The organism is Blastococcus sp. SYSU DS0619 (assembly GCF_054051035.1).
Genome location: NZ_JBJHAM010000002.1, coordinates 214,486 through 232,372, shown reverse-complemented (window position 1 = coordinate 232,372; position 17,887 = coordinate 214,486). Strand labels below are relative to the sequence as shown.

The following is a 17,887-nucleotide window of genomic DNA, read 5'->3' as shown; positions in this document are numbered from 1 at the left end:
ACGACGCGCACGGATCGCGCCGGACTGCTCACGGTAACGCCGGGGGGCGACAGCCCCTTCCGGTCGGCGGGTGTGCGCCGTCCCTCAACTCCGGCCGACGCGGTTACGGTGCCCGCATGGGCGGCCCGCGCACGTGGTTCGCCGCGTCCACGGTGCTCTACGCCGCCGTCTGGGCGTGGTCGTGGAGCCGGCTGCCGGAGCGGGTGCCCATCCACTTCGGCGCCGGCGGCGAGCCCGACGACTGGACCAGCCGGACCGCAGCGCTGTGGTTCACCGCGCTGCTGGGCCTCGGCATGGTCGCGGTCTTCGCCGGCTCGGTGTGGCTCGTGCGCAGGGCGGGCCCGGGCCTGATCAACGTGCCGAACCCGCAGTACTGGAAACGGCCGGAGAACCTCGGCCGGCTGCGCGGCCTGATCGTCGCGGACCTGTGGCTGTTCGGCGCCTGGACGATGCTGCTGCTGACCGCCGTCGACTGGCTGGTCGTGCGCGCCGCGACGGCGGCGGACCCGGCGCTGGGCCCCTGGCCGCTGGTGCTGGTGGGCGGCTACCTCGTGGTCGTCCTCGGCCGGGTGATGTGGTCGTACACCCGCCGGTACGCCGTGCCGCCGTCGGGCTGACCGCCCTCAGCCCGCGGCGTCGGGCTCCACCAGGGCCACCGAGGTGATCCGGTGCACCGCGAAGGTCCGGTTCTCCCTGCGCCGCTCGTCGTAGCCGGAGAGGAAGCCACCGGCCAGCGACACCGGCTGCACCACCCGCTGGCTCCCGCTGCCCTGCGCGTCGACGTAGCCCAGCCACACCGGCACGCCGTCGCGCACCGCCCGGGACAGCAGCTCCAGCGTCGACGCCGTCGTCACGCCGGGCACCTGGCGCACCGCCTCGCCGCGGCGGGCGGCGAGCGCGGCGTCGCCGGCCCGGATCTCCCGGACGGTGGCGTCCAGATCGTCGGGGGAGAGGGCCCGCGGCGCCGGGTGCGACTCGCTGCCGGGCCGGCGGCCGGCGGCGCGGGGCCGGGCCGGGGGCCGGGTGAGGACGGCGCCACCCGGGTTCTCGCCGGCCGGCGCGTAGCCCGCCTCGCGGAGCACCGTGAGCACCTCGTCGGCGCCGAGCCCGCTGACCAGCACCCCGGGGGCCAGCCGGCGCAGCTCCGCGGCCGCGGTCCGCCGGTCGTTGAGCACCTGGGACAGCAGCCCGTGGTCGTCCGAGCGCACGTAGGACTCGATCGCGCCCACCCGCAGCCGCCCGTGCTGGCGCGCGACGTCGTCGACCAGGTAGTCCAGGGCCTGGGGCACCGGGGTCCGGGACGCGCGGCTGAAGAAGTCGTGCAGGTCCGAGGCCGACCAGCCGGCGTCCAGCGCCCGGCGGACCGAGGACTCCGACACCCGGAACACCGTCGCCCCGCCGGAGGACTCGACGTCGGCGACGACGGCGAGGGTGTCGGCCAGCTCCGCGACCAGCGGGCCGGGGGCGATGAGGGAGAGGTCGGGCTGGGCGAGCACGTGGTCCACCGGCTCGGGCAGCAGCCCGCGCATGCCGTCGGCGGCGCCGTCCTCACCCGCGGCGAGCAGCCCGCGGCCGGCGGTGGAGAGCACCCCGGACACCAGGACGCCGAGCCGCGCGGCCTCGGCGAGCATGTCGGGCACCGGCGCGAGCCGGTCGGCCCGGCGCGGGGTGCGCCAGCGCAGCAGCGCGGTCAGGTCCTCCGGCGCCAGCCCGGAGCCGGGCGGCTGCTCGGCGAGCACGGTGAGCGCGGACCGGCGGATCGCCGGTGCGGTGTGCCGCACCAGGTCGGGGGAGAGCGCGTTGGCCGCCTTGCCCGCGAGGTCGCGCACGCCGACCAGCGAGGGCAGCCGCACGCCGTCCAGCCAGCCGGCGGCCAGGACCGCCCAGCGGTCGGCGAGGTCCTGCTCCCGCCACACGTCGTAGGCGCGGGTGGGCAGCCACTCGTCGCGGTGCGGCCCGCCCACGTCGAGCAGCCCGGCGGCGAACGCCAGCTCCAGCAGCCACGCGGCCTCCGGCTCCGGGACGTGCAGCGCCCGCGCCAGGCGCTTCTGGTCGCGCACGCCCACGCCGCCGCTGCGGAGCAGCCCGGCGGGCTCCTCCTCGAGCAGCGCGAGCAGCTCGCCGACCCGCCCCACGGACTCGAGCGCGGCCCCGGCGGCCTGCCGGTCGGCCACCTTCGGCTCGCGCGTGACCAGCGCGGGCGCAGGACGGCGCCGGGGCGGGCCGTAGGGGGAGCCGCCGCGCAGCAGCACACCGATCTCCCGGGGCAGCTCGACGTTCAGCGCGTCGATGCGGGCGAGCAGACCGCGCTGCAGGAGCCGGCGGGCCGGCGTCGTCGCGCCGTTGGCGGGCGCGTCGGGGAGGTGGCCCACCGGCCGGTCCCCGGCGAGCTTCTCCAGGACCGCGCGCTCCTCGGGAGCCAGCTCGGCCACCGCGGCGGGGAGGTCGGCGGGCAGCTGGACGCGCAGGTCGAGCGCGCGGCGGCCCAGGCCGGCGGGGTGCCGGACGGCGCGGCGCACCGGGTCGGGGGCGTGCAGCACCTCGTCGCCCCACAGCAGCGCCCGGGTGGTGAGGGTCTCGACGGCGCCGGTGAGGACGTCGTCGGGTACCTCGGGCAGCGCGGCGATCAGCTCGTCCGGGGCCATGCCGTCGGTGGGCGCGAGCAGTACCACGTCGAGCACCTGGAGCGTCGCGGCGTCCAGCTCGTCGAGCGCGCGGTCGACCGACACCGGCACCGCCAGGCGGCTGGCCAGCGCGACGACGTCGGAGGGGGCGGGGCGGGCGACGTCGGGCCGGGCCACCAGCAACGCACGCAGCTGCTCGTCGCTGCGGGTGCGCAGCCAGGCGGCGAGCGTCGCAGGGGGTTCCGTGGACATCCGGTCCACGCTACGTCGCCGACCGCGCCGGTGCTCCTGCCAGCATGGGCGCATGCACCCGGCGAGTGACGACCCGCAGACCCGGACGGCCCTCGCCGCCCACCAGGTGGGCGCCCTGCGCTGGCTGGGGGGCGGCCTGATCGCCGTCGTCCTCGGGATCCTGCTCGGCGTCGCCGCGGTGACGGTGGCCGGCTCGGGCGGCGGGCGGCTGCCCGGGGCCGGGCTGGGCGTCACCCTCCTGGTCGTGGGCGGGCTGGCCGCGGTGGTGGCGGGGGCCGGCGGCCTGCTGCGCACCCGGCGCTGGGAGCGGGCCCTGGCGGGCACCGCCTGGCGCACCGGCACGCTGCGGATCGCCGGGCCGGCGCTGCTGTCGTTCGAGCCCTACGGCTTCGACGAGCTGTCCGACGAGCCGGTCCGGCTGCGGCTGCTGAGCACCGCCGTCTGGCGCACCCGGGCCGTGCAGGCCCTCGACGGCGGCACCGTGCGGGCCGCGCCCGTGGGCGGGGACCGGTGGGTGCTGACCGCCGACGGGGCGGGCACCGTCTACGGCGCCCGCGAGGCGACCCGCGCGCGCTGAGCACGACACCGCTGCCCCTCCCGGGGCGGTGGCGTGCGCGTCCCGGGCGGGATCGGCCAAGATGGAGGGGAACGGTGCACCGTGCGGTGCACCCGGTACCGCAGACGGAGGCGTCATGGCCAAGCGCAACGAGAAGCACGCGCACCTCGTGGAACCCACCTGGGGCGAGTCGGAGGACGGCGGCCCGCCGCTCACGGAGCTCTCGGCCTCGGTCGCCGGAGGGCTCTCGCCCTTCGGTCAGGACCACGAGTTCCCGCTCCCGGCCGACCGGCTGCGCTACGCGCACCCGACCGACAAGCCGAACCGGGCCGGCGTGCAGACCGCCGAGGGCCGGCGCCGGAGGTGAGCGAGCGATGACCGCACCCGCGCTGCCGTCCTACAGCAGCGGAACCTCGACCGTCCCGCTGCTCGGGGACACGATCGGGGCCAACCTCGATCGGACGGCGGCGCGGGTGGGCGACCACGAGGCGCTCGTCGAGTGCGCCACCGGTCGCCGCTGGACCTATCCGCAGCTCGTCGCCGACGTCGACGCCTGCGCGCTCGGCCTGGACGCCCTCGGCGTGCGGAAGGGCGACCGGGTCGGCATCTGGGCGCCCAACTGCGCCGAGTGGGTCTTCGTCCAGTACGCGACCGCGAAGCTCGGCGCGATCCTGGTCAACATCAACCCGGCCTACCGCACGCACGAGCTCGCCTACGTGCTGCAGCAGGCCGGCATCTCCGTGCTGGTCAGCGCGCCGGAGTTCAAGACCAGCGACTACCGCGCGATGGTCGGCGAGGTGCGCCGCGACTGCCCCGACCTGCGCGAGGTGGTCTTCCTCGGCTCACCCGAGTGGACGCGGCTGATGGACACCGGCCGCGCCGCCGACGGCGGTCTGCTGGCCGAGCGGGCCGCGGAGCTGTCCGCCGACGACCCGATCAACATCCAGTACACCTCGGGGACGACGGGCTTCCCGAAGGGCGCCACGCTCACCCACCACAACCTGCTCAACAACGGCTTCTTCGTGGGCGAGGGCTGCGGCTACACCGAGGCCGACCGCGTCTGCATCCCGGTGCCCTACTACCACTGCTTCGGCATGGGGATGGGCAACCTCGGCGCCACCTCGCACGGCGCCACCATGGTCATCCCGGCCCCTGGCTTCGACCCGGCGCTGACCCTGCAGGCCGTCCAGGACGAACGCTGCACCTCGCTGTACGGCGTCCCGACGATGTTCATCGCCGAACTGGGCCTGCCGAACTTCGCCGAGTACGACCTCTCCTCACTGCGCACCGGCATCATGGCCGGCTCGCCGTGCCCGGTGGAGGTCATGAAGCGCGTGGTCAGCGAGATGGGCATGACCGAGGTGACCATCTGCTACGGCATGACCGAGACCTCACCGGTCTCCACGCAGACCGGCGCCGACGACGACCTCGAGCGCCGCACCGCCACCGTCGGGCAGGTGCACCCGCACCTGGAGGTGAAGGTCGTCGACCCGGCGACCGGGCTGACCGTCCCGCGCGGGACGCCGGGGGAGTTCTGCACCCGCGGCTACTCGGTGATGCTGGGCTACTGGGACCAGCCGGAGAAGACCGCGGAGGTCATCGACGCCGCGCGCTGGATGCACACCGGCGACCTCGCCGTCATGGACGACGCCGGCTACCTCAACATCGTCGGCCGGATCAAGGACATGGTGATCCGCGGCGGGGAGAACGTGTACCCGCGGGAGATCGAGGAGTTCCTCTACACCCACCCCGACGTCGTCGACGCGCAGGTGATCGGCGTCCCCGACGAGCGCTACGGCGAGGAGCTGATGGCCTGGGTGCGGCTGCGCGAGGGCGCGGAGCCGCTCACCGCGGAGGCGCTCCGCGAGTTCTGCGCCGGCAAGCTGGCCCACTACAAGGTGCCGCGGTACGTCAAGGTCGTCGACGAGTTCCCGATGACGGTCACCGGCAAGATCCGCAAGGTCGAGATGCGCTCGGTGTCGGTCGAGGAACTCGGTCTGCAGGGGGCGGCGGAGCGCCGGTACGCCTAGGCGTCGACCCGGGAGGACGAGGGGGCCAGCCGGACGATCAGCTTCGACAGCAGGCTGCCCACGACCACCCAGATCAGCGCGGCCAGGGCGGCGTTGACCGCCTCGGCGATCTTCGGGTCCGACGGCGTGAACAGGTCGCGGGTGAACCAGCCGAACGACTCGCGCCAGTCGGCGGCGAACTGCACCAGCACGTTGGCCGGGTTGGCCTCGAAGAGCACGAACACCGCGTGGACGACGATCACCGCGGCGATCACCGCGAACACCGTGCGCACGATGCCGGCGACGAGCAACAGGATCCGGGCGGTCATGTCGATCATGATCCACCCGGTGGTGGCGCGCCGCGACCGGTCGGCGCCGGTCAGCCCGCCTCGACCGGTACGACGAGCGCCCGGTGGTCCGACAGCGGCAGCCGCACGGCCTCGGCCGGCCCGCTCGCGCGGAGGGCGCCGCGCACCAGCACGTGGTCAAGCTGCCGGGTCGGCCGGGGCGCCGGGAAGGTGGCCGCCGAGCCGATCGGCGTCAGCCCGCTGTTCCGGGCGGCCGCGCGCTGCTGCATGTTCAGGTCGCCCATGAGCACCAGCGGCTCCCGGGTGCCCGCCAGCGAGCGCACCAGGGTGCGCAGCTGCCGGCCGTTCCAGCGCGGGATGAACGACAGGTGGGTGTTGCAGACGGTGAACTGGCCGAACGGGCCGTCCAGGACGGCGGCCACGGCCACCCGCGGCTCGTCGCGGGCCAGGAAGGGGCGCTTCGACTGCGGGGACCACAGCGGCACGCTGACCTGCAGCGGGTCCAGGCGCACCACCCGCCAGGAGACGACGGGGTAGCGCGAGAGCAGCGAGATCCCGTAGCTGGCCGAACCCGGCTGCTCGTCGCCGGTGGCGGCCATCCAGGTGCCCCCGGGTGTTCCGGACAGTGCGGCGACGAACTGCGAGTCCACCGCGCCCATCGCCTCGGCCGCGACGGCGGTGAGATCGGCGCCGAGCGACCGCGGCTGGTCGCGGTCGACCTCCTGCAGACCCAGGACGTCGGCGTCGAGGGTCTTCACCGCCGCGGCGAGCCGGTCGACGTCGACCCGGCCGTCCTCGAGCGAGCGGCCGTGCAGGAGGTTGAAGGTGGCGATGCGCACCTGCGTCCTGTGCCCCGCCCGGTGCCGGATCTACCCCCGGGTGCGTGCGCGCGGCGGCAGCGGGTAGCGAGGAACGCGTGGATCCCACCCCGCGCGACCAGGTGCGCGACCTGCTGAAGCGGACCGCGGTCGCGCTCAAGCAGGCCGAGGTGCCGTTCGCGCTGTGCGGGGGCTACGCCGCGTGGGTGCGGGGCGCACCCGAGCCCGACCACGACGCCGACTTCGTGGTGCCGGCCGCCGAGTCCGAGCGGGCGGCGAAGGCGCTGGCCGACGCCGGTCTGCAGGTGGCCGACCCCGCCGAGGACTGGCTGCTCAAGGTGGTGCAGGGCGAGGTGTTCGTCGACGTGGTCTGGCGGACGTGCGGCCGCCCCGCGGGGACCGACCTGCTGGAGCGGGCGGAGACGCTGCCGGTCCTCTCGGTGCAGATGCCGGTGCTCGGCGCCACCGACGTCGTCGCCGCCAAGCTCATGGCCCTGGACGAGCACTACTGCGACTTCGGCCGGCTGCTGCCGGTCGCCCGGGCGATGCGCGAGCAGGTCGACTGGCCGCAGGTGGCCCGCGAGGTCGCCGGCAACGACTTCGCCGTCGTCTTCCTGGCCCTGCTGGACCGGCTCGGCATCGTCCCCGACGTCAGCCCGGGATGAGCACCGCGACGGCGGCGGCGAGCGCGGTGAGCACCACGACGGCGGTCACCGCGCGGGCCGGCGCAGGCGTGGTGACGGCCCGGCCACCGGCCACCCGGTCCCGCACCTGGCGGTAGCGCGCCGGGGCCAGGCCGCCGAGCACGGCCAGGCCGAGCAGCGCGGCCAGCCCGGCCACGACGAGCAGCACCGGGCGTCCGGCCTCGAGCGCCCGGTGCCCGAGCAGCGCGGCGACCGCCAGCACGCCCAGGCCGGTGCGCTGCCAGGCCAGGGCGGTGCGCTCGGGCTGGGTCTCCACCGCGCTCACCCGCGCATCACCTCGACGCCCACCAGCACGCCGACCACCACCACGACCGCAGCGACGGCGGCGGCCACCGCGGGCACCACCGTGCTCGACGGCAGCGCCCGCCCCGCGGCGATCGCCGCCTCGTTGCCCCGCCAGCGGCGGTAGCCGGCCAGTGCGGTGCCCAGCCCGATCAGCACCAGGGCCAGGGAGACGGCGGCGCTGCCCCAGCGCACGCCGAGGTCGGGGGCGTAGGTGGCGACGGCGACCCCGCCGGCCACCAGGGCCAGGCCGGTGCGCAGCCAGGCCAGCAGGGTGCGCTCGTTGGCCAGGGTGAACCGGTAGTCGGGATGGTCGGGGCCGTCCGCGGGCTCGGGCACCGGCCCAGGGTAGGGACGACGTGCGGGCACCGGAATCGCCAGGTCGGGGGAGCGCAGCGGCGGCTAACCTGTGGAACGAGCAGCGCCGTCGTCGTCCGACCGGCCTCCGGGCCGCGTCACACCGAGAACTGAGGGATCCCACCGTGCCCACCGGCAGAGTGAAGTGGTTCAACGCGGAGAAGGGCTTCGGCTTCCTGTCCCGCGAGGACGGGCCCGACGTCTTCGTGCACAAGGACGCCCTCCCGGCCGGCACCGCCGAGCTCAAGCCGGGCCAGCGCGTGGAGTTCGGCATCGTGGCCGGCCGCAGGGGCGACCAGGCGCTGCAGGTGCGCGTCCTCGACCCGCTGCCCTCGGTGGCGGCCAGCGTGGCCGCGAAGAGCCGGAAGAAGCCCGACGAGCTGGTGCCGATCATCGAGGACCTGATCAAGCTGCTCGACGACGTCGGCGAGGGGCTGCGCCACGGCCGGCACCCCGACCGCGCGGAGTCGCGCAAGGTCGGCTCGGTGCTGCGCGCGGTCGCCGCCGACCTGGAGGCCTGAGCCGGCTCAGCCCTGGAGGTTCCCCCCGGCGCGCAGGAACCCGATCGGCCAGGCGCCGGTGAACTCGCCGCAGTCACCGCCCTTGTCCTCGACGACGACGAGGTAGAAGGCGGGCGGGACGACGTCGGAGGAGCTGATCTCCGCGAACGTCTCCGTGCCCGCCGGGACGTCGACCTCGCCGATCACCTCCTCCAGCGTCTCGTCGAACACCTGCACCTGCCAGCCGCGCTCGGCGATCCGCTCCGGCACGGTCAGCGAGATGGTGGTGTCGGGGGAGACCTCGACCACCGGGGGCGTGACCTGGTAGCGCTGGCCCTCGCCGTCCAGGCAGTACTGGCTCGGCCGGGCGGTCACGTCCTGGCTCCCGGCCTGCACCCGGACGTCGCCGGGGGTGTCGGGCTCGCCCGCGCAGCCGGCCAGGGAGCCGGCGGCGCAGAGGGCGAGCAGGGATGCGGTCGCGGGCCTTCTCACGTCCACGACGGTCCCATCGGCGTCGTCGGCGCATCGACGGGCCCCGCCGCGGCCGCCGGCGTGCGGCTGCGGTGGAGGGTCCACAGGAGGAGCCCGACGGCGAGGGCGAGCAGCGCCGCGGCGACGGTGAACCCGATCCAGCCGGTGGGCGGCAGCGCGATGCCCAGCGCCCCGCCGACCACCCAGGCCAGCTGCAGCATCGTCTCCGACCGGGCGAAGGCCGAGGCGCGCAGCTTCTCGGGCACCTCGCGCTGGATGATCGCGTCCAGGGACACCTTCCCCAGTGCGTTCGCCACGGCGGAGACGGCGGCCACCAGCACCGCCATGCCGAAGCCGTAGAACACCGCGGCAAGGACGGTGACGACCGCGGCCGTCGAGGCGGCGTAGAGCACCAGCCGGTCGGGGGCGGCCGTGTGCAGCCGCGACCCGACCGCCGTGCCCGCGAAGCTGCCGGCACCGGCGGCCACCGCGAGCGCCCCGAGGGCCAGCGTCGCCTCCCAGCCGTCGGCGAAGGTGGCCTGCACCAGGAAGGCCATGAAGATCGTGAGGAACCCGCCCAGCCCGCGCAGCGCCGCGTTGGCCCGCAGCGCGAGCACCACGTGCGGGGTCACCCGGCGCCGACGGCCGGGCAGCGGGATCTCCGCGGTGGTGAGCACGTCGGCCGGCTCCTCGCCGACGGGGACGTCGACGTGCGCGGGGAGCCGGACGGCGAGCACCGCACCGGTGACGAACACCGCGGCGGTGGCCCACAGCTCCCAGTCGAAGCCGAGAAGCGCGGCCACCCCGGCGCCGAGCCCGCCGGCGACCCCGGCGGTCGCCAGCCCGAACACCGACAGCCGGGCGTTCGCCGAGGTCAGCGACATCGCGCCGGGCAGCACGCGCGGCACCACCGCCGCCCGCAGCACGTTGTGCGCCTTGGACAGCACCAGCACCCCGAGCGCCGCCGGGTACAGCCAGAGGTCGTCGAAGTGCGCGGCCATGACCAGCGCCAGCACCGCCCGGCCGCCCAGCGAGACCGCCATGGCCCACCGCCGGCCGCGCTGCAGCCGGTCCAGCGCCGGCCCGATGACCGGGGCGAGCAGGGCGAACGGCGCCATCGTCACCAGCAGGTAGAGCGCGACGTTGCCGCGCTGGGCGTCGGTGGTGGCGGCGAAGAACAGCGTCCCGGCGAGGGAGACGGCGATCATCGCGTCCCCGGCCATGTGCAGGGCGTTGACCCACAGCAGCTGGGTCAGGCCGCTCTCGCCGGCGCCGTCGGCGCGGCTGGCCGTGCGCACCCGGCGGGCCGCGGCGAGGGTGAGCTCGCGGCTGCGGGCGGCGGCGACGCGGGTGACGGTGACCTTGGCCGGTCCGGCCGCCGGGCCCGGTGGCGGCGTCGCCGACGGCAGCGGCCGGGTCTGCGGACGCCCGACGTCGAGCGGGGTCGTGTCGACCCGGTCCGGCTCGGCCGGCACCGCCCGGCGGGACAGTCGCACCCGCCGGGGAGCACCGGGCGGACGGCGGGAGGCGGGCACGCCGACCATGGTGCCGCACCGACCTGGGAGTCCGGTCGGTGCCGGACACCCGGTCGTCCGCCACAATGGGGGGCGTGCCCCAGTCCCCCGCAGCAGTCCGGTCCGCCTCCGCCGCGGTCGACCCGCTGACCGCCGCGATCGAGCCGGCCCGCGCGGCCGCCGTCGAGGCGGCCGGTGACGCCGACGCGGTCGGCGAGCACCTGGGCGCCATGCCCGAGACCGTGTCCGCCGAGGACGCCCCGGCCCACCTCGGCGAGGTGCTCACCCACACCTTCGCCAGCCGGCTGCCCGGCTACGTCGGCTGGCACTGGGCGGTCACGATCGCGCGGGTCCCCGGCGAGGACCTGGTCACCGTGGACGAGGTCGTGCTGCTGCCCGGCGACCGGGCGCTGCTGGCGCCGGCCTGGGTGCCGTGGCACGAGCGGCTGCGCCCGGGGGACCTCTCGGTGGGCGACGTCCTGCCGGCGACCGAGGACGACCCGCGCCTGGCGCCGGCGTACACGGTCGACGACGACTCCGCCGACGACCCCGAGGGTCGGGTCGTCGCCGGGGAGATCGGCCTGGGCCGGGAGCGGGTGATGTCCCGCGAGGGCCGGTCCGAGGCGGTGGCCCGCTGGACCGCGGGGGAGTTCGGCCCGACGGCGCCCATGGCCCGGCAGGCGCCCGGGCCGTGCGCGACCTGCGGCTTCTACCTCCCGCTCGCCGGGTCGCTGCGCCAGGTGGTCGGCGCCTGCGGCAACGCCTACGCGCCCGCCGAGGGCCGGGTGGTCACCGCCGACTACGGCTGCGGTGCGCACAGCCAGGCGACGCTCGTGGTGGTCGAGCCGACCGAGGTGGTCACCTCGGCCCGCTACGACACCTCGGAGTACGACGTCCTGAGCGACTGACCGCGGCTCAGCCGCGGTCGCGCGAGCCGAGCTGGCCCTGCAGCTTCATCACGCCCAGCCCGAGCAGCGCGAGGCCGATCGCGGCGAGGCACGTCCAGGTCCACATCCGGTCCACCCGGTCGCCCAGGAACAGCAGCACGACGAGGGCCACCGCCCACACCGCGATCCCGGCGATCACCACGCGGGCGGTGTCGACCTGCAGCGGTGGCGGGGCCTGCTTGTGGGGACCGGGCACGGGGGCACCCTAGAGTGCGGCGCGGTCCCGGGTCGACGTGCCTGTGCCGGGTGTGTGGCACGCTGTCGCCGCTCGTTGGCCGCCCGCACCGCCCGGAGAGTCCGCATGCCCCAGCAGTCCCGTCCCTCCGGTGGCGCCAGCGCCGCTGGTGACCCGGTCTCCACGGGGGACACCCCGGCCGACGTCTCGGCGGGCACGCCGCCCACCATCCCGCGCCGCAGCGAGGGCCCGCGGCCGCGCCCGAAGAACGGGATGGACCGCTACTTCGAGATCAGTGCCCGCCGGTCGACCGTCGGTCGGGAGGTGCGCGGCGGGCTCACGACCTTCTTCACGATGGCCTACATCGTGGTGCTCAACCCGATCATCCTGACCAGCATCGCGGGACCCGGCGACGTGCCCGGCGCCGACGTCGAGGGCACGGTGCTCCCGTTCGCCTCGATCGCCGCCGTCACCGCTCTGCTGGCCGGTGCGCTGACGATCCTCATGGGCGTCGTCGGCCGCTACCCGTTCGCGCTGGCCACCGGGCTGGGCATCAACGCGATCGTCGCGGTGTTCGCGGCGACCCAGCTGTCCTGGCCCGAGATCATGGGTCTGGTCGTGCTCGAGGGCCTGCTCATCACGGTGCTGGTGCTCACCGGCTTCCGGAGGGCGGTCTTCGAGGCGATCCCGCCGCAGCTGAAGACCGCGATCGCCGTCGGCATCGGGTTCTTCCTCACGATCATCGGCCTGGCCGACGCGGGCATCATCCGGCCGGGGAACCCGCTCATCAGCTTCGGCGTCGGTGGGCAGTTGGCGGGCTGGCCGACGCTGGTGTTCGTCGTCGGCCTGCTGCTCATGGCGGTGCTCGTCGTCCGCAAGGTCAAGGGCGCTCTGCTGATCGGCATCGTGGTCACCACGGTGCTGGCGATCGTCGTGGAGGCGATCGCCGACATCGGCCCGCGGTTCGGGGACGCCGGCGAGAACGCGCGCGGCTGGTGGCTGCAGGTGCCCGAGCTGCCCGACGACGTCGTGAGCACCCCGGACCTCTCGCTGCTCGGGAACTTCTCGCTCTTCGGCGGCTTCGAGCGCATCGGCATCCTCGCCGCGCTGCTCATCGTCTTCTCGATCATGATCGCCGACTTCTTCGACACCGTCGGCACCGTCACCGCCGTCGGCGCGGAGGGCGACCTGCTGGACGAGAAGCGCAACCTGCCGAGGTCCCAGCCGGTCCTGCTCGTCGACTCCATCGCCGCCGCTGCCGGCGGCGCGGGCAGCGTCTCGTCGAACACCACCTACATCGAGAGCACCGCCGGTGTGGCCGACGGCGCGCGGACCGGTCTGGCCAGCATCGTCACCGGTCTGCTGTTCCTGGTGGCGGTGTTCTTCACCCCGCTGGTGGCGGTCGTCCCCGCGGAGGCCGCCGCTCCCGCCCTGGTCATCGTCGGCGCGCTCATGGTCACCCAGATCCGGTACCTGGCGTGGGACGACATGTCCCTGGTCATCCCGGCGTTCCTCACCATCGCGCTGATGCCGTTCACGTACTCGATCACCAACGGCATCGGCGCCGGCGTGATCAGCTTCGTGCTGCTGCGCCTGGTCGTCGGGCGGCGCAGGGACATCCACCCGCTGATGTGGGTCATCGCGGCGATGTTCCTGGTCTACTTCGCCCTCGAGCCGCTGCAGCAGCTCTTCTGACCGACCTCCTGAGTTAGGCTAACTATCGTGAGCCGGACGACGCTCGACACCGCCGCGCTCGCGCACGAGCTGCGGTTGGCGGTCATGCGCTTCTCGCGGCGGCTGCGCAACCAACGGGTGGACACCTCGGTGACGCTCACCCACCTGGCGGCGCTGTCGACGCTGAAGCGGCACGGCCCGATGAGCCCGGGGGAGCTGGCCGGCCACGAGCGGGTGCAGCCACCGTCGATGACCCGGGTCGTCGTCGCCCTGGAGAACGCCGGGCTGGTCACCCGCACCCCGCACCCGACCGACGGGCGCCAGGTGGTCATCGACCTGACCCCGGCCGCCGAGGAGATGCTGTCGGCGGAGGCGCGGGCGCGGGAGGCCTGGCTGGCCGGCCGGCTCCAGGAGCTGACCGCCGAGGAGCGCGCGGTGCTGCGCGAGGCGGCCGAGATCATGGACAAGCTCGCCAGTGGGTGACCTGCACGAGCACTGACCAGCGGGCGCCGTCCGAGCAGAGCACCGGCATGTTCCGCGCACTGCGGGTGCGGAACTTCCGCCGCTACGCCTCGGCCAATCTGCTCAGCCTCACCGGCACCTGGATGCAGCGCATCGGCCAGGACTGGCTGGTGCTGCAGCTCTCCGATGACAGCGGCGTCGCCCTCGGGCTGATCACCGCGCTGCAGTTCGGGCCCTCGCTGCTGCTGAGCATGTACGGCGGCGTCCTCGCCGACCGCTACCCCAAGCGCCGGTTGCTGCTGATCAGCCAGGCGCTCATGGGGCTGCTCTCGCTGGTCCTCGCGCTGCTGGTGGTCACCGGCTCGGTCGAGCTCTGGCACGTCTTCGTGCTCGCGGGGGCGCTGGGCTCGGTGTCGGCGGTCGACGTGCCGGTGCGGCAGGCGTTCGTCTCGGAGATGGTCGGCCCCGGGCTGATCACCAACGCGGTCAGCCTCAACTCGACCATCTTCAACGGCGCCCGACTGGTCGGGCCGGCGCTGGCCGGGCTGCTGATCGGGGCGGCGTCGGGGAACACCGCGCCGGCCTTCTTCATCAACTCGGCCAGCTTCGCCTTCACCATCGTGGCGCTGGCCGGCATGCGCGCCGACGAGCTGCTGCCCAGCCCGCCGGTCGCCCGGGGCCGCGGTCAGCTGCGCGCCGGGCTGGCCTACACCTGGGCGCACCCCGACCTGCTGCTCGCCATGGGCCTGGCCTTCGTGCTCGGCACGTTCGGCTTCAACTACCAGGTCACCATCGCGCTGATGGCCCGCGAGACGTTCGACCTCGGGGCCGAGGCGTTCGGCCTGCTCTCCACCTGCTTCGCCGTCGGCTCGCTCAGCGGCGCCCTGCTCTCCACCCGGCGCAACGTCCGGCCGCGGCAGCGGTTCCTCGTCGGCTCCGCGGTGGTCTTCGGCGCCTTCACCCTGATCGCCGGCCTGATGCCGACCTACCTCGCCTTCGCCGTGCTCCTGGTGCCGACCGGCGCGGCGGGGCTGATGTTCAGCGTGGCCAACAACAGCTTCGTCCAGCTCGGCGTGGACCCGCAGATGCGCGGGCGCGTCATGGCGCTGTATTTCATGTGCTTCATGGGTGGCACCCCGGTCGGGGCGCCGCTGGTCGGCTGGGTGTCGGAACGCTTCGGCGCCCCGTGGGGTCTCATCCTCGGTGGCGGGGTGTGCGTCGTCGCCGGGCTCGGGGCGGCCGCGCTGCTGGCCCGCCGCCGGTCGGTCCGCGTCCGGCTGGAGCGGGCACCGCTGCGGTTCCGCCTCCAGGTCGGTCCGCAGCGGCCCGCCGTCCCGTCCCCGCAGGTCCGCGCCGAGGAGGAGAAGATGGCCGAGAAGGCGCCGGGTCAGCAGCTGCGCTGACCGCGCTCCGCGGGCGTACCGTCGGCGCCACCGGTTCCGCACGTGCGCGGGAGTCCACCATGGCCGCACTGATCCACCTCGTCGCGCTGCTCGCCGTCTTCGCCGGGCTGATCGCCTTCCTCGGCCCGCTGACCCGGCGGCTGGAGGCCTGGTCGGCCCGTCGCCGGGCCGCTCGCCACCCCGCTCCCTCCGCCCGGTCGCTGCAGCTGGTGGCGGCCGATCTGCGCCGGCTGGGCCGCCAGGTCGCCGTCGTCCCGGCCGGGGCGCCGATGGTCCGCCGCCGGGCGGTGCAGGCCGCCTACGACGACGTGCTCCTCGAGGCCGCCGCCATGCTCGGTGAGCCGTCGGAGCTGGCCGCCCTGCGGGAGGACCGGGCCCGCGAGATCGAGCGGCTGCGGCTCACCTGCGCGCTGCGCCGGGCCGGGCTGCAGGTGCCCGTCTGAACCCGCACCGGCTGTTCTTCGCCGTCGAGCCGCCCGCGCCCGCCCGCCGCGACCTCGACCGGGTCCTCGCACCGCTGCGCGACGCCCCGGGCGCGCCGCGCTGGGGCCGCCCCGAGCAGTGGCACCTGACGCTGCTGTTCCTGGGCGCGGTGCCCGAGCTCACGGTGCCCGGCCTGGTGGCCGCCGCGGCGCCCGCCGTCGCCGCGACGCCACCGATGACGCTGCGGCTCGCCGGGGGTGGGCGGTTCGGATCGCTGCGCCGTCCGCAGGTCGCGTGGGCCGGGCTGGACGGCGACGTCGCCCCGCTCGTCGCGCTCGCCGGTCGGCTGGCCGCCGCCGCGCGCGACCTCGGCCTGCCGGTGGAGGAGCGGCCGTTCCGGCCGCACCTCACGCTGGGGCGCTGGCGTCCGGGCCGCCCCGCGGACGGCGCCCTGACCGATCGGCTGGCCGGCTACCGGGGGCCGGAGTGGCCGGTCGCCGACGTGCGGCTGGTCGAGAGCCACCTCGGCGCCGGGGCCCGCCACGAGACGCTGGCGACCTGGCCGGTCGGGTGACTCACCAGGCGTACTCCATCGGGGCGGCCCGGTAGCCGGGGAAGATCTCGTCGAGCCGGGCCAGCGCCGCCTCGTCCAGGCGCACCTCCAGCGCCCGCAGGCCCCCCTCGAGCTGCGCCATGGTGCGCGGGCCGACGATCGGGGCGGTAACCGCGGCCTGGTGCAGCAGCCAGGCCACGCCGACGTCGGCGGGGGAGTGGCCGAGGTCGCGGCAGAACGCCTCGTACTGCTCGAGCGCCGGACGGTGCGCCTCGATCCGCTGCTGCGTGCGCTCGTCGTTGCGCCGGCCGCCCTCGGTCTTCTCCAGGACGCCGGCGAGCAGCCCGCCGGCCAGCGGGCTCCATGGCAGGATGCCGACGCCGAGGTGCTCCGCGGCCGGGAGCACCTCCAGCTCCACGTGCCGGGTGAGCAGGTTGTAGTGCGATTGCTCGCTGACCAGCCCGGTGGAGTGCCGGCGCTCGGCCACCGCGTTGGCGCGGGTGATCTGCCAGGCGGCGTGGTTGGACGAGCCGACGTAGAGGACCTTGCCCTGGGCGACGAGCGTCTCGCAGGCCTGCCAGATCTCCTCCCACGGCGTGCGCAGGTCGACGTGGTGGAACTGGTAGAGGTCGATCCAGTCGGTGCCCATCCGGCGCAGCGACCCCTCGCACGCGCGCACGATGTTGCGGGCGGAGAGGAAGGTGTCGTTGGGCCAGTCCGACATCCCGCCGTAGACCTTGGTGGCCAGCACCGTCTTCTCCCGGCGTCCGTCGCCCAGCGCGAACCAGCTGCCGAGGACCTCCTCGGTGCGGCCCTTGCCGGCGTCGAACCCGTACACGTTGGCGGTGTCGAAGAAGTTGACGCCCTCGGCCAGCGCCCGGTCCATGATCGCGTGCGAGTCGCCCTCCTCGGTCTTCCAGCCGAAGTTCATGGTGCCCAGGCACAGCCGGGAGACCGAGAGGCCGCTGCGGCCGAGGTGGGTGTAGTCCATGGCCGCCACCCTGGCACCCTGTCCGACGTGCCGCAGGACGATCAGCTCGCCACCGCCGACTCCGAGTTCGACCGCGCGACGACGGTCCACCGCGCCGAGGCCGGCGGCTACGCCGCCGATCTCCTGCCCGGCTGGGACGTGGGCAGCGGGATCCTCAACGGCGGGTACCTGCTCGCCGTCGCGACGCGGGCGGCCGTCGCCGACAGCCCGCACCCGCACCCGGTGGCGGTGTCGGCCAGCTACCTGCGGGCGACGCCGCCCGGCCCGGCCACCCTGGCCGTGACGCCGGGCCCGGCCGGGCGCACCCTCGCGCACGCGGGCGTCGTCCTCAGCGGCGCCGAGGGGCCCACGCTGAGCGTGCAGGTGACGTCGGCGACGCTCTCCGGCGACGAACCGGTGCACTCCTCCTCGCCCGCGCCGGAGGTGCCGCCGGTCGAGCAGTGCCTCGACGCGCAGCCGGGCGCCGACATGGGCGGGCGTCCCGTGCCCGCCGTGGGGCTGCGGCACCGGGTGGAGACCCGCCTGGACCCGGCGACCGCCGGCTGGGCACTGGGCACCCCCTCGGGCGAGCCGGTCATGCGCGCCTGGATGCGGCTCGCCGAGGGGCGGGAACCCGACCCGTTCGCCCTGCTGCTCTTCGCCGACGCGCTCCCCCCCACGATCTGGTCGATGGGGTTGATGGGCTGGGCACCGACCGTCCAGCTCCAGGTGCTGGTGCGTGCGCTGCCCGCTCCCGGGTGGTGCCTGGCCGAGTCGCGGGCCACCGAGATCGCCGGCGGCTGGCTCGACGAGGAGTGCCGGATCTGGGACTCCACCGGGCGGCTGGTCGCGCAGAGCCGCCAGCTGGCCCGCGCCCCCCGCTGA

General features: G+C 75.2%; 22 protein-coding genes. 13 read left to right on the top strand and 9 right to left on the bottom strand.

Annotated elements, in window-relative coordinates:
• The first annotated feature begins 116 nt into the window (after nt 1-116).
• Entirely contained in the window at nt 117-617 is a 501-nt protein-coding gene (locus ACI79T_RS03675; protein ID WP_456608695.1) for a DUF1648 domain-containing protein, read from the top strand.
• 6 nt (nt 618-623) lie between these two features.
• Here the strand turns inward: ACI79T_RS03675 and ACI79T_RS03670 are convergent, their stop codons facing one another.
• Nucleotides 624-2,876, bottom strand: a complete 2,253-nt coding sequence (locus ACI79T_RS03670; RefSeq protein ID WP_456608694.1) for a helicase-associated domain-containing protein — start codon at nt 2,874-2,876, stop codon at nt 624-626.
• Between the two features lie 52 nt (nt 2,877-2,928).
• Here ACI79T_RS03670 and ACI79T_RS03665 point away from each other — a divergent pair, with 52 nt between their 5' ends.
• The 3 genes from ACI79T_RS03665 to ACI79T_RS03655 all read left to right on the top strand — a co-directional run bounded on the left by ACI79T_RS03665 (nt 2,929) and on the right by ACI79T_RS03655 (nt 5,462).
• Nucleotides 2,929-3,453, top strand: coding sequence for a hypothetical protein (locus ACI79T_RS03665; RefSeq protein ID WP_456608693.1), 525 nt, complete (start codon nt 2,929-2,931; stop codon nt 3,451-3,453).
• A 115-nt stretch (nt 3,454-3,568) separates the two neighbouring features.
• Nucleotides 3,569-3,799, top strand: a complete 231-nt coding sequence (locus tag ACI79T_RS03660) for a hypothetical protein (protein ID WP_456608692.1) — start codon at nt 3,569-3,571, stop codon at nt 3,797-3,799.
• A 7-nt stretch (nt 3,800-3,806) separates the two neighbouring features.
• Nucleotides 3,807-5,462, top strand: a complete 1,656-nt coding sequence (locus tag ACI79T_RS03655; protein WP_456608691.1) for an AMP-binding protein — start codon at nt 3,807-3,809, stop codon at nt 5,460-5,462.
• Here ACI79T_RS03655 and ACI79T_RS03650 read toward each other — a convergent pair.
• Nucleotides 5,459-5,770 carry a hypothetical protein gene (locus ACI79T_RS03650; RefSeq protein WP_456608690.1) on the bottom strand — a complete coding sequence of 104 codons (312 nt, stop codon included), beginning with the start codon at nt 5,768-5,770 and terminating at the stop codon, nt 5,459-5,461. The genes ACI79T_RS03655 and ACI79T_RS03650 overlap by 4 nt on opposite strands.
• Nucleotides 5,771-5,820: 50 nt before the next feature.
• Nucleotides 5,821-6,588, bottom strand: coding sequence for an endonuclease/exonuclease/phosphatase family protein (locus tag ACI79T_RS03645; protein ID WP_456608689.1), 768 nt, complete (start codon nt 6,586-6,588; stop codon nt 5,821-5,823).
• 77 nt (nt 6,589-6,665) lie between these two features.
• Here ACI79T_RS03645 and ACI79T_RS03640 point away from each other — a divergent pair, with 77 nt between their 5' ends.
• A complete protein-coding gene (locus ACI79T_RS03640) occupies nt 6,666-7,232 on the top strand; it encodes a hypothetical protein (protein WP_456608688.1) in 567 nt (188 codons plus the stop codon).
• On the opposite strand, the gene ACI79T_RS03635 is transcribed toward ACI79T_RS03640, so the two are convergent.
• The gene (locus tag ACI79T_RS03635) at nt 7,219-7,536 is read right to left on the bottom strand and encodes a DUF202 domain-containing protein (protein ID WP_456608687.1); all 318 of its coding nucleotides are present in this window, start codon (nt 7,534-7,536) and stop codon (nt 7,219-7,221) included. The two genes, ACI79T_RS03640 and ACI79T_RS03635, sit on opposite strands and share 14 nt — an antisense overlap.
• Complete coding sequence (locus tag ACI79T_RS03630; protein ID WP_456608686.1) at nt 7,533-7,892, bottom strand: YidH family protein; 360 nt, start codon at nt 7,890-7,892, stop codon at nt 7,533-7,535. Before ACI79T_RS03630 ends, ACI79T_RS03635 begins: the two co-directional genes overlap by 4 nt.
• 143 nt (nt 7,893-8,035) lie before the next feature.
• Here ACI79T_RS03630 and ACI79T_RS03625 point away from each other — a divergent pair, with 143 nt between their 5' ends.
• Nucleotides 8,036-8,431 carry a cold-shock protein gene (locus ACI79T_RS03625; RefSeq protein ID WP_456608685.1) on the top strand — a complete coding sequence of 132 codons (396 nt, stop codon included), beginning with the start codon at nt 8,036-8,038 and terminating at the stop codon, nt 8,429-8,431.
• Nucleotides 8,432-8,437: 6 nt separating this feature from the next.
• Here ACI79T_RS03625 and ACI79T_RS03620 read toward each other — a convergent pair whose 3' ends face one another.
• Both ACI79T_RS03620 and ACI79T_RS03615 read right to left on the bottom strand, forming a co-directional pair.
• Nucleotides 8,438-8,902, bottom strand: a complete 465-nt coding sequence (locus ACI79T_RS03620) for a DUF2771 family protein (RefSeq protein ID WP_456608684.1) — start codon at nt 8,900-8,902, stop codon at nt 8,438-8,440.
• On the bottom strand, nt 8,899-10,425 hold the full coding sequence (locus tag ACI79T_RS03615) for an MFS transporter (RefSeq protein WP_456608683.1): 1,527 nt from the start codon (nt 10,423-10,425) through the stop codon (nt 8,899-8,901). The genes ACI79T_RS03620 and ACI79T_RS03615 overlap by 4 nt, the downstream gene beginning before the upstream one ends.
• 65 nt (nt 10,426-10,490) lie before the next feature.
• Between ACI79T_RS03615 and ACI79T_RS03610 the strand changes: the two genes are divergently transcribed.
• Entirely contained in the window at nt 10,491-11,303 is an 813-nt protein-coding gene (locus ACI79T_RS03610) for a DUF3027 domain-containing protein (protein ID WP_456608682.1), read from the top strand.
• A 7-nt stretch (nt 11,304-11,310) separates the two neighbouring features.
• On the opposite strand, the gene ACI79T_RS03605 is transcribed toward ACI79T_RS03610, so the two are convergent.
• Nucleotides 11,311-11,538, bottom strand: coding sequence for a DUF2530 domain-containing protein (locus ACI79T_RS03605; RefSeq protein WP_456608681.1), 228 nt, complete (start codon nt 11,536-11,538; stop codon nt 11,311-11,313).
• Nucleotides 11,539-11,643: 105 nt separating this feature from the next.
• On the opposite strand from ACI79T_RS03605, the gene ACI79T_RS03600 reads away from it, so the two are divergent.
• From ACI79T_RS03600 to thpR, 5 genes are read left to right on the top strand one after another with little or no spacing between them, the layout of a single operon-like run.
• On the top strand, nt 11,644-13,212 hold the full coding sequence (locus tag ACI79T_RS03600; protein WP_456608680.1) for an NCS2 family permease: 1,569 nt from the start codon (nt 11,644-11,646) through the stop codon (nt 13,210-13,212).
• A 27-nt stretch (nt 13,213-13,239) separates the two neighbouring features.
• On the top strand, nt 13,240-13,674 hold the full coding sequence (locus ACI79T_RS03595; protein WP_456608679.1) for a MarR family winged helix-turn-helix transcriptional regulator: 435 nt from the start codon (nt 13,240-13,242) through the stop codon (nt 13,672-13,674).
• 47 nt (nt 13,675-13,721) lie between these two features.
• Nucleotides 13,722-15,056 (top strand): MFS transporter, encoded by a 1,335-nt coding sequence (locus tag ACI79T_RS03590; protein ID WP_456608678.1) that lies wholly within the window; start codon nt 13,722-13,724, stop codon nt 15,054-15,056.
• Between the two features lie 59 nt (nt 15,057-15,115).
• Nucleotides 15,116-15,499, top strand: a complete 384-nt coding sequence (locus ACI79T_RS03585; protein WP_456608677.1) for a hypothetical protein — start codon at nt 15,116-15,118, stop codon at nt 15,497-15,499.
• Complete coding sequence (gene thpR / locus ACI79T_RS03580; protein ID WP_456608913.1) at nt 15,460-16,053, top strand: RNA 2',3'-cyclic phosphodiesterase; 594 nt, start codon at nt 15,460-15,462, stop codon at nt 16,051-16,053. The genes ACI79T_RS03585 and thpR overlap by 40 nt, the downstream gene beginning before the upstream one ends.
• 1 nt (nt 16,054) lies before the next feature.
• Here the strand turns inward: thpR and ACI79T_RS03575 are convergent, their stop codons facing one another.
• Nucleotides 16,055-17,023 carry an aldo/keto reductase gene (locus tag ACI79T_RS03575; RefSeq protein ID WP_456608676.1) on the bottom strand — a complete coding sequence of 323 codons (969 nt, stop codon included), beginning with the start codon at nt 17,021-17,023 and terminating at the stop codon, nt 16,055-16,057.
• A 27-nt stretch (nt 17,024-17,050) separates the two neighbouring features.
• On the opposite strand from ACI79T_RS03575, the gene ACI79T_RS03570 reads away from it, so the two are divergent.
• Entirely contained in the window at nt 17,051-17,887 is an 837-nt protein-coding gene (locus ACI79T_RS03570) for a thioesterase family protein (protein ID WP_456608675.1), read from the top strand.

Excerpts from the sequence above, each read along its gene's own strand:
- ACI79T_RS03675 (WP_456608695.1), top strand. The coding sequence starts at position 117 with ATGGGCGGCCCGCGCACGTGGTTCGCCGCGTCCACGGTGCTCTACGCC.
- ACI79T_RS03670 (WP_456608694.1), bottom strand. The coding sequence starts at position 2,876 with ATGTCCACGGAACCCCCTGCGACGCTCGCCGCCTGGCTGCGCACCCGC.
- ACI79T_RS03665 (WP_456608693.1), top strand. The coding sequence starts at position 2,929 with ATGCACCCGGCGAGTGACGACCCGCAGACCCGGACGGCCCTCGCCGCC.
- ACI79T_RS03660 (WP_456608692.1), top strand. The coding sequence starts at position 3,569 with ATGGCCAAGCGCAACGAGAAGCACGCGCACCTCGTGGAACCCACCTGG.
- ACI79T_RS03655 (WP_456608691.1), top strand. The coding sequence starts at position 3,807 with ATGACCGCACCCGCGCTGCCGTCCTACAGCAGCGGAACCTCGACCGTC.
- ACI79T_RS03650 (WP_456608690.1), bottom strand. The coding sequence starts at position 5,770 with ATGACCGCCCGGATCCTGTTGCTCGTCGCCGGCATCGTGCGCACGGTG.
- ACI79T_RS03615 (WP_456608683.1), bottom strand. The coding sequence starts at position 10,425 with ATGGTCGGCGTGCCCGCCTCCCGCCGTCCGCCCGGTGCTCCCCGGCGG.
- ACI79T_RS03600 (WP_456608680.1), top strand. The coding sequence starts at position 11,644 with ATGCCCCAGCAGTCCCGTCCCTCCGGTGGCGCCAGCGCCGCTGGTGAC.
- ACI79T_RS03590 (WP_456608678.1), top strand. The coding sequence starts at position 13,722 with ATGTTCCGCGCACTGCGGGTGCGGAACTTCCGCCGCTACGCCTCGGCC.
- ACI79T_RS03585 (WP_456608677.1), top strand. The coding sequence starts at position 15,116 with ATGGCCGCACTGATCCACCTCGTCGCGCTGCTCGCCGTCTTCGCCGGG.
- ACI79T_RS03575 (WP_456608676.1), bottom strand. The coding sequence starts at position 17,023 with ATGGACTACACCCACCTCGGCCGCAGCGGCCTCTCGGTCTCCCGGCTG.